This is a genomic window from Psychrobacter sp. AOP7-B1-24, from assembly GCF_052376215.1.
Taxonomy (GTDB): Bacteria; Pseudomonadota; Gammaproteobacteria; order Pseudomonadales; family Moraxellaceae; genus Psychrobacter.
The window spans coordinates 1-9,063 of the sequence record NZ_JBQSVL010000092.1; the positions used below are offsets into that span (position 1 = coordinate 1).

Consider the following 9,063-nt stretch of genomic DNA (forward strand, 5'->3'; position numbering starts at 1 on the left):
GCATATTTATATAAAAAACAAACTAAGCGAGCTCTATCTCTCACACGCTTACCTTTAATACGATACATGTAACTGTTTTTACAACAACCATTTTTTACAATAATCATTGTCATTACTGCATATATCCCTACTATTTTCTCAGTAGTAGCGACAGCGTTGTTACACCATAAGATGAGCCTATCATTCAAATCTCACAGCTATGTGACACCCTGTGTAATTATTGCGAATACCCGATAGGCTATGTTTACTAGCGAGCAGCTTAACATTAACCACAACCCATCTAAATAAGATCCAAACAGCTAGATACAATTAAGCTTCATTCTATGTTCTCATTTTTATCAGCATTTTTAAACTAGAAACATAATCTAGTCCATTCTACAACTTACTGTCCGAACTATTGTTTTCATCTTGTTCATCATCACTGAGCTTCATACCCAAACGCTCTACTCGTCTGTCCATCATTTGTCGTGCCAATGCCTGCATGTCTTCGACGCGATCTATTTCATCCACAATCTCTAAACCCAGTAATGTCTCGAACACATCTTCTAAAGTAACCAAGCCTTTGACTTCACCATACTCACCGACTGTAATCGCAATATGTACACGATTTTTGAGCATCAATTCTAATAAGTCAAATAGTTTCATTTTTGAAAATACAAAAGTAATATCACGCTTAAACTGGGTCAATGGCTTATCTACAGCATGATTCACTTTCGCCAATAACATATCTGTTTTTAATACAAAACCAGTGATATTATCCAAGTCACCATCATAAATAGGTAACCGTGAAAACGTTAGCTTTGGACGATCAACCAACAATTCAGCGACAGTTTTATTTTCTTCAAATGCAAGCATCACCGAACGTGGTGTCATGATATCTTCGACTTTAATAGCACCAAATGCTAGTAAATTACGGATAATTCGCGACTCTAAAGGATCAATTTGTCCTGATTCTTCACCAATACTGGCAAGAGCTGCAAACTCACGGCGACTGAACGCTTGTGGTTCTTTGCCGCGTACCAGTAGTTTTGTCAAACGTTCTGAGATCCAAATAAGTGGGTACAACAATAAGATAATGCCACGGACGAAATAGGCAACGATGCCGCTTAACTGACGCCAATAGACCGTACCAAGCGTCTTTGGAATAATCTCAGATAAAAATAAAATCGCCAATGTCATAATGGCAGAAAACAGACCAAACCAAGCACTACCAAAGACGATCGTCGCCTGTGCACCTGCACCGATAGAACCCAGTGTATGGGCCACTGTATTCAATGTCAAAATAGCTGCCAATGACTGGTCGATATTATCAACCTTTAACTGTCTTAGCATATTTGCTTTTTTAGGATTGTTTTCTTGAACGTCAGCAATATAAGACGGTGTCATACTGAGTAATGAAGATTCAGCTAAGGAACAGACAAATGAGATACCAATAGCAATCACCACAAAAAATATCAATAGTAAGATATTAAAGGCTGTCGGCTCTGCTGATGCCTCAGCTGCAAAAGCAGGATATGGCAATAGCATCATGAGTATGGCCATCAGTACCGATGATCCAAATACTGACTGAGTACGACCAATACGCCTTAAATAGCGTGTCGGAGGAGGTTCTGCAGATTCGTCTTTGCGACAAGCGCGTGGACGACATAAATGAGGTGCAAACATAAAAGTGGTGAACAAATTGGGTAACCTAAACAGAAAAGAGGAAAAGGAATAATAATATTTATTATATCCCAATAAACAGTGGGCTGAATGCAGCCAAATATTGCCATTTGATAGTAGCATTGATGCTAAGTTTTCACAATAAGTCACTATTTTTAAGTCTTTATTTTTTGATACCTTTTATTACGCTACTATGACCTCATATTGACTAGACTAGGTTCAACACATCCTAAACCACAAATGGCAATAGTACCTAGCGAGGTCCTACCTACCTTAAGAAAAACACACTCAGCTTATGATTAACAGTTACCAAGTCTGGGATTTTTTGTTACTATGCGTCTAATTTTATTTTTATCTATAATTTTATTGAGAGAGATATGGAACAGTTCGGTCAACTTTTATTACCAATCGCATTTTTTGCCATTTTTTACTTCTTGGTGATTCGTCCACAATCTAAACGTACTAAAGAGCATCGTGCGATGGTCAATGCGTTGACTGTTGGCAGCGAAATTATTTTTGCGGGCGGTTTAATGGGTCGTATCAAAGCCTTAGAAGGTGATTATGCGGTTGTTAGCTTAAATAACAATACTGATATCAAAGTACAGCGTGCATCTGTTATTTCAGTATTGCCTGCTGGCACTATCGAAAGCGTTTAATCGTTTTTTCTTAATGATTGTTTGATGGTCATATCATCAATAGATGTGATGTAATGACTAAAAAATGACCGTATATTATTTACGGTCATTTTTCGCTATAAAGTAGTGAGGCAAAGCAGTTTTATAAACTTATAAATAGTCTTTATTTACTCTTTTGGGTTTGCTGTTCTTATGCATTTTTATCAAGGATACTTCCGATAATTGCATAAAAACATTTCTGTATTATTTGCTTTACTATCACCGCGGATGATCGCAATGGCACATGATGTTTGCTACTAAATACAGCATTAAATCATTGCGTTCGCTAACTTCCCATCTGCTAACTTGTGGCCTACGTTGCCAGTCGTTTATCAACTTAAAGAAGTGATTATGCAATATCCCGCTTGGAAATACCTAATTATTGCCGTCGTACTAATGGTTTGCGGCCTATATGCTGCTCCTAACCTCTACCCTGACGAACCTGCTGTGCAGATTACTAGTGCAGCAGCAGGTACACAGCTGTCTGAAGAGATACTAACACAGTCGCAAACCTTGCTCGAAGAAGCGGGTTTAAATACCCACGATGGTACGTTTGAGGGCAACAGTGCATTGGTGCGTCTTGACAACTCTGTTGATCAAGTAAAAGCCCGAGATGTACTACGTCAGAACTTAGGTGAGAACTATGTAGTCGCACTTAACCTAGCACAGACAACACCTCAGTGGCTACGTGATATCGGTGCAAAACCGATGAAACTTGGTCTCGATTTACGTGGCGGTGTACGTTTTGTACTAGAAGTCGATATGGACAAAGCGCTCGAACAGCGTTTAACTAGTGCGAGTAGCGACATGAGGCGCGAGCTGCGTGCTGAAAAAGTTGCGGTCAAAGGCATTAAGACCGAAGATCAAAGTGTGGTAATACATTTCGCTGATACAGATACTCGCAACCGTGCACAGAACATTTTACAAAGTTCTATGGGCACCACGTTTAGCTTGCAGTCTTCTATTGACAGTCAAGGTCCGACATTAATCTTAGCGTATAATGATGCGACATTAGACGAGATAAACAGCTATGCGGTCAATCAAAACCTGACGACTCTGCGTAATCGTATTGCTGAGCTTGGCGTTACTGAAGCTTTGGTACAATCTCAAGGCGCTAACCGCATCGTCGTAGAATTGCCAGGGGTACAGGACACTGCCGAAGCAAAACGTGTTCTTGGACGTACAGCAAACCTTGAATTCCGTATGGTCGCTGACGATGCTGACAACTATACAGGCGGTATTCCACCAGCTGGTACTGAGGCATTCCCATTTGAAACGTTAGATGGCCCTCCTGTATTACTCGAACGTCAGGCGATTGTCTCTGGTGACAAAGTCACCAATGCACAAACAGGTATTGATGAAAGTGGATCTCCTGAAGTCAGCATCACCTTAGATAGTGCTGGTGGTAAGCTGATGCAGAACGCTACACGTACCGCTGTAGGTAAACAGATGGCGGTACTGTTTATCGAAAACAAGCAAAGAATTACGTACGAAGAAGACCCAGAGACTGGCGAGACTACAGAAGTCAGAACGCCTTATGCTGAGACTAAAATAATCAACCGTGCCAACATTCAAGCAGTCCTAGGCTCATCTTTCCGTATTACTGGATTAGACAGTAGTGCTGAAGCCGCTGAGCTTGCTTTATTGCTACGTTCAGGTGCGCTTGCTGCACCTATGTACTTTGTAGAAGAGCGCACTATTGGCCCATCACTGGGTCAAGACAATATTGAAAAAGGCTTATTTTCTACGCAAGTCGGCTACTTGCTAGTCTTTGCGTTTATGATTGTCTTCTATCGTCTGTTTGGTGTCATCGCTAATATAGCGTTGGCAGTGAACGTTATTATCATTATCTCTGTTATGTCTATTTTAGGCTCATCACTTACCCTACCCGGCATTGCTGGTATTGTCTTGACCATCGGTATGGCAGTTGATGCAAACGTACTGATCTTCGAACGAATACGTGAAGAGATTGCAAACGGGGTACGACCGAAGTCAGCAATCGTGGCAGGTTTTGACCGTGCTTTTAGTAGTATTTTCGATGCCAACATCACCACTTTACTGGTTGCATTTATCTTATTTGCGATTGGTACTGGTCCGATTAAAGGCTTTGCGGTTACGCTAGCTATTGGTATTGTCAGCTCGCTGTTTACAGCCATTTTAGTAACACGCGCGCTGGTACAAATTGCTTACGGTAAACGTAAATCTATCAAACGTTTGAGCATCGGTTAGGAGAATACTATGGCGATCGATAAGAATAACCCTTTAGAACAACAGAACAATCCAGATCGAAATGGTTCAGGCGGCTCAAATAGTGATGCAAATAGCACAAACACGCGCCGCCGCAAAAAACCACGCCGTGATGGCAAGGGAAGCAATACAAAGACCAATAACCCTACCACAGCGGCATCGAGTAAAAGTAAAACTCGTCGCAGTGGTAAAAAAGGCACTGATAAAGACAGCCAAGCATTGGCTAACACTCAGGCCACGGTTTCTAACTTAGAAACCAATGATGCTGAAGATGATGCGGCCGCACAAGCTGAAGGCGGTATCAAAGCCATTGGCAACCAACGCATTATTCCTTTTATGAAGATAGAAAAACCTATGGCGCTTCTGTCTTTATTGATGGTCATTGGTAGTATTATTGCTATCGCCGTAAATGGGTTGAACTTAGGGCTTGATTTCACTGGTGGTGTCTCTGCAGATGTGCGTTATGAGCAATCTGTTGAGCAGGTTGACGTGGTTAATGCCCTAGCTGACAATGGTTTTGATGATGCCGTCGTACAGTATCTAGGGACATCTCAAGAGCTACTAATACGCTTACCGCCTCAGTCAGACAGTGTGGATGGACTCAACGATAGCCTTGATAACGCATTAGCACTGCCTAATAACAATGCTGAAATTAGCAATATTAATATTATTGGTAGCCAAGTGGGTAACGAAGTCTATTTAAACTCCGTTATGTCATTAGCATTAGCATTGGCCTGTATGCTTGGCTATGTTGCCCTACGTTTCCAATTCAAACTATCACTTGGTGCAGTGCTATCGCTATTTCATGATGCGATTGTCACCATCGGTGTATTTGCTTTGTTTGGCTTTCCATTCGACTTAACTGTTTTAGCTGCTATTTTGGCATTGATTGGTTACTCATTGAACGACACGATTGTGGTCTATGATCGTATCCGCGAAAACTTCCGCCGTGTTCGTGGCATTACGCCAGAACAGACAATCGATTTGTCATTGACCGAAACCTTGCGCCGTACGATTATGACCATCTCAACGGTCCTGTTAGTCGTATTAGCCATGCTGTTCTTAGGCGGTGATGGTCTATACTGGTTCTCAGTTGCACTCTTCATTGGTCTACTTGCTGGTACTTACTCATCCACTTATATCGCAAGTTCAATTCCTTTACGTATGGGTCTATCGCGTGATGACTTTATCGTAAAAGTAAAACCAGAGTTTGAAGAAGAAATCGTCACTTTTGATGATCCAAAAATGTTTGAATAAGACAAGATTTCATATCATTCAATCATACGAGTAGCTGACTAAAGTGTTAGAACAAATGTAAAATTCGTTATAAGTAATAGGGCGTGTTGAACATTCAAATGTGGTGCTGGCAGTGACTATTTTTTAGACAATATGCAGTGAAATTTTTGATGCCTAGTCATTTTAGGTTAAACAATTTCGCTATATATTGGCAAAAAAGAGTACTCCCCCGAAGGGCTGATGCTAAAATCACCCCAAACGTTGTTGCAAACCTAGCTAAGGTCTCGACATTATCGGCGGCTTGCGCCTAGTTTAGTGCAATTTTAGCGATCAGCAGCCCTAATATTTGAATGTTCAACACGCCCTAGTAATAACGTTTTAATAGAAGCACCTGACTCATCAATAGTGAGTCTAGGTGCTTTTATCTTTGTAGTGGTATTTGCTCTAAAAAACACATTACCTTATCCTCAATATTTTGTACTTTTAGTATAAACGAGCCAAAAATGACGATGACGCCATCTAACCCTTTGTCCTCCATAGATACCCGCTATAGGCATATTATTGCTATTGCACTGCCTGTATTACTGGCCAATCTGGCCATGCCATTACAGAGCGTTATTGATACCGCGATCGTCGGCAATATGAATGATACGGCAAAGCTTGCTGGTATGGGTTTGGCGATACAATTACTGTCTTTATTGCTTGTCAGTTTTAACTTTTTACAGTACGCCTCATCTGGACTATCAGCACAAGCCTTAGGGCAGATGGCAAGTCTTCCTGATAATTCTAATAGGAATATAACAGCGAATTTAAACCCATCCCCCCTACTGTCGATCTTACAACGTGCTTTATTGCTGGCATTTATTATCGGGGTTATTTTACTATTAGCAAAACCTTGGTTGATTGATTTTGGCTTACAGGCTTTGTCAGCCAACCCAGACAGCGGCAGTGCTGCACACTCTTATTTGGATGTAAGGTTTTGGGGCGTTATCGCTGAGTTGATGAACTTTGCTTTTATAGGGTGGTTTGCGGGTCAAGGTAAAACACGCTATATGCTCTACCAACAAGGATTTATCGCCGTACTTAATATTGTTCTGACGTTGTTTTTTGTTTTTACGATGCAGATGGGTTTGGCGGGTGTGGCTTTGGGCACCACTATTGCTTTTTGGTGTGGTGTAATATTGGCACTAGCGTTAAGTCGTCAACATTTGCGAATATCTTGGCAGGCTATGTTTGTTACAGACTATCGGTATTTCACACAAAAAAAAATGCTTAGGCTATTTTCATTAAATAAAGATATTTTTATTCGCACCTTAATCCTAACTTTGAGCCTTGCTTGGATTACTCGATTATCTGCACAAAGTGGTGATGTCATACTAGCCGCCAATGCTATTTTACTTCAAGTATTGAGTATTTCAGCCTTTGCTCTCGATGGTGTGGCTGTCTCTGCCGAGACACTAAGTGGCCAAGCAGCTGGTCGACGTGATTGGACGGGTTTTCGTACTATCATCAAGCGCACAGGTATTGTTAGCTATGGTCTTGCCCTTACGTTGAGCGCGATATGGTGGCTAGTCATGCCCTTTTACTTGCAGTTTATGACCAATATTGATTCTGTCTTTACATTGGCTTATGAGTATCATATTTATGCTGTATTGCTACCTCTCGTCGGCGTTGGCGCTTATTGGTTAGATGGTATATTTTTTGGTTTAACAGCAGGCAATGTCATTCGTAATGCCGCATTGATACTAGCAGCTATTTTCTTCCCACTGAGTGAGCTGCTTTATCAACAGTGGGATATTACAGGTATTTGGCTAAGCATTTGGGCTCTATTACTCCTCAGACTGGCCATTTTAGGGATTTTTTTATACCGTGCTCATCAAAGTGGCAGCTATGAAAAACTACAACCAGAGAGTTAAGCTTGTCTTTCACTGAAGACTACCTCTTATAAATAGCTGTCTCTTATAAAGACGAATTAGATTACCTGCCTTTTCTATAAATTACTTTTAGGATCTGATGTGACAACTCATTCAGACGAATTGCTTAACACATATAAAACCAACTATGACTGGGCTGAAGGGTTTAAAAGAAGCTTGCCTGTCGCAATGGGTTACTTACCTGCGGGTATTGCTTTTGGAGTACTGGCTCAAGTGGCTGGCATTCCTATATGGGCAACGATTATGCTCAGTATCGTATTATATGCTGGTGCAGCTCAATATGCATGTTTGCCTATGCTAAGTGCTGGATTACCAATTGGCAATATCGCAACCAATATCGCCGCAATCAATTTACGCCATGTGTTTTATGGTATGCCATTATTACAATATCTGCCCAAAAACAAACTGGCCAAAACCTATTGCTTATTTGCACTAACTGATGAGACGTTTTCAGTGATGACGAGCTTACCTAAAGCCGTACGTCCGTCTTTAATACTGCCAATCAGTCTCTTTAACCAAAGCTGGTGGGTTTTAGCAGGTGCTATCGGTGTTATGATTGGTAGCACTCTCAGCGACTTGGTACCTCACTTGGATTTTGCTTTGGTTTGTTTGTTTGCTATTTTGGCCTATGAACAATTTCAAAGCATCAAACGCTACTTCCCAGTAGGTATTGCCGTAATATCATTAGTAGTAGCGTCTTTGTTTACCAGTAATTGGTTGTTATTGGTCGCCATCAGTATTTGTATGATGCTGATTTTAGTGCGTGGATTTTGGGTACAGCGAGACATAAAAAAAAAGCAATATAGAAGGAGATATTGATGAGCAGTAGCTATCTTATTATTGCAACGTTTGCTATGGCTGCTGTTACTTTCGTGACTCGCGCTCTTCCCACATTGATACCAAAAAAAATATTAGACACACCTTGGCTACACCGATTGAATGAAAGTTTGCCGTTATCAGTCATGGTGTTACTCATTTTAACCAGCTTATCTTATAACGATCTATCTGCAACTACAGGATTAGACAGTGCAAAACTACATTTACTGATGGCTCAAGTTGGTGCGCTAATATTGGTATTATTTGTTTATCATATTAGCCGTCAATTATTAGTCAGTATGATTGTCGGTATCGCAGCCATTAATGGATTTCTGTGGTTATTTACTAGCTTATGGGGCTAAATTATATCAAACCTAAAAGGTATGATTGGCTGTGTCAAAATCACAAGCCTACCCTGTGTAACGCTTACGCAGATAGAGACTACGCAAAATGTAGCCAGTATCGCTATATTTAACGATAAAAAAGGCCAGATT

The 9,063-nt window shown here is 40.8% G+C and carries 7 protein-coding genes; 6 read left to right on the forward strand and 1 reads right to left on the reverse strand.

Going from position 1 to position 9,063, the window contains the following annotated elements:
- Positions 1–375: 375 nt before the first annotated feature.
- Complete coding sequence (locus ACT3QP_RS13145) at positions 376–1,542, reverse strand: CNNM domain-containing protein (protein ID WP_413038435.1); 1,167 nt, start codon at positions 1,540–1,542, stop codon at positions 376–378.
- Positions 1,543–2,039: 497 nt separating this feature from the next.
- Here ACT3QP_RS13145 and yajC point away from each other — a divergent pair, with 497 nt between their 5' ends.
- The 6 genes from yajC (at position 2,040) to ACT3QP_RS13175 (ending at position 8,931) form a co-directional block, all read left to right on the forward strand.
- Positions 2,040–2,318, forward strand: coding sequence for a preprotein translocase subunit YajC (yajC, locus tag ACT3QP_RS13150; RefSeq protein WP_192518719.1), 279 nt, complete (start codon positions 2,040–2,042; stop codon positions 2,316–2,318).
- 369 nt (positions 2,319–2,687) lie between these two features.
- Positions 2,688–4,565: a protein translocase subunit SecD gene (gene secD / locus ACT3QP_RS13155; protein ID WP_444525815.1), complete on the forward strand. Its 1,878-nt coding sequence runs from the start codon at positions 2,688–2,690 to the stop codon at positions 4,563–4,565.
- A 9-nt stretch (positions 4,566–4,574) separates the two neighbouring features.
- Positions 4,575–5,840, forward strand: a complete 1,266-nt coding sequence (secF, locus tag ACT3QP_RS13160; RefSeq protein WP_192518721.1) for a protein translocase subunit SecF — start codon at positions 4,575–4,577, stop codon at positions 5,838–5,840.
- Between the two features lie 482 nt (positions 5,841–6,322).
- The gene (locus ACT3QP_RS13165) at positions 6,323–7,735 is read left to right on the forward strand and encodes an MATE family efflux transporter (protein ID WP_444525816.1); all 1,413 of its coding nucleotides are present in this window, start codon (positions 6,323–6,325) and stop codon (positions 7,733–7,735) included.
- A 186-nt stretch (positions 7,736–7,921) separates the two neighbouring features.
- Positions 7,922–8,572 carry an AzlC family ABC transporter permease gene (locus ACT3QP_RS13170; protein WP_444525818.1) on the forward strand — a complete coding sequence of 217 codons (651 nt, stop codon included), beginning with the start codon at positions 7,922–7,924 and terminating at the stop codon, positions 8,570–8,572.
- Entirely contained in the window at positions 8,572–8,931 is a 360-nt protein-coding gene (locus tag ACT3QP_RS13175) for an AzlD domain-containing protein (protein WP_444525817.1), read from the forward strand. Before ACT3QP_RS13170 ends, ACT3QP_RS13175 begins: the two co-directional genes overlap by 1 nt.
- Positions 8,932–9,063 lie beyond the last annotated feature (132 nt).